We start from the raw sequence: 1053 nt of genomic DNA on the forward strand, positions 1-1053 counted from the left end.
TACGAGCTCGTGCATGGTTGGCGGTAGCGCGTCGAGACCTTGATCGTTGATCATGATCCGTGTGGTGGGGAACCGGGCGCGTGCAGCAATCATCCGTAGCCAGCAGATCACCGGGCTGACGCCCGACGTGATCGCAGAACTCATCACTGAAATCGGCCCGTTGTGGCACGAGCGGCACCAGGCCGTGCTGACGTCACGCCCTCGCCGCCGGGCCGTTGGTGCCGGGGCCAAGCACAAGCTGGTCTTCGTCGACCGCCTGTTGGCCACGTTGGTGCACCTCCGTCATGGCGCCACGCACGACGTGCTGGCCTGCTGGTTCGGTGTCGACCGCTCCACCATTACGCGTGCGATCGGTGAAGTGCGGCCGCTGCTGGCGATCCGGGGCTGCACCGTCGCGCCCGACATCCGACTGCGAACGCTCGCCGAGGTCGTCGACCATCTCGGCGCGAGCGGACAGACCGGGATCATCGACGGGACCGAGGTCCGGGTGCGTCGTCCGGCCGTCGGACGCAGGGACCGGGAGAAGTTCATCTCCGGGAAGAACAAGCAGAACGCCGTGAAGTCGATGGTCGTCACGGACGCCATAGGGAGGCTGTTGTTCTGCAGCCCGGCCGAGCCAGCCAGCTGCGCGGACATCACGCACGCCCGGAAATTGGGCCTGGTCAAGCTCCTGGCCGACGGGCCCGCCGTGGAAATCCTCACCGATGCCGGTTACCAGGGCCTGGGCGCCCAGACCGGCGGGCGCGTGGTGACGCCACCGCACCGCAAGTTCAAGAAGAACCCGCCTGAGTGGTACGAGGAGATGTACGAGCGGCAGCGCAAAGCACACTCCTCGCGCCGTATCCGGGTCGAGCACGGCATCGGCCATCTGAAGAACTGGCGATCCCTCGCGCGGCACCACGGCCGCCGCGAGCACATGAGCGACATCATCCAAGCTGTCGCCGGACTGCTCTCCCACCAGCAGGTCGCCACACTGGCCCGTGGTACGCGAACGTGAACACAACAACCAATCCGCAGCCCTCGACGCGCTACCGCCAACCATGCACGAGCTCG

At 66.6% G+C, this 1053-nt stretch carries 1 protein-coding gene; it reads left to right on the forward strand.

The genetic code is table 11. The features are described 5' to 3' along the window. Positions 1–52: 52 nt before the first annotated feature. On the forward strand, positions 53–997 hold the full coding sequence (locus IG94_RS0137965) for a transposase (RefSeq protein WP_224326726.1): 945 nt from the start codon (positions 53–55) through the stop codon (positions 995–997). Positions 998–1053: the final 56 nt, after the last annotated feature.

This window comes from Streptomyces olivaceus, assembly GCF_000721235.1.
GTDB classification, from domain to species: domain Bacteria; phylum Actinomycetota; class Actinomycetes; order Streptomycetales; family Streptomycetaceae; genus Streptomyces; species Streptomyces olivaceus.

Excerpts from the sequence above, each read along its gene's own strand:
- IG94_RS0137965 (WP_224326726.1), top strand. The coding sequence starts at position 53 with ATGATCCGTGTGGTGGGGAACCGGGCGCGTGCAGCAATCATCCGTAGC.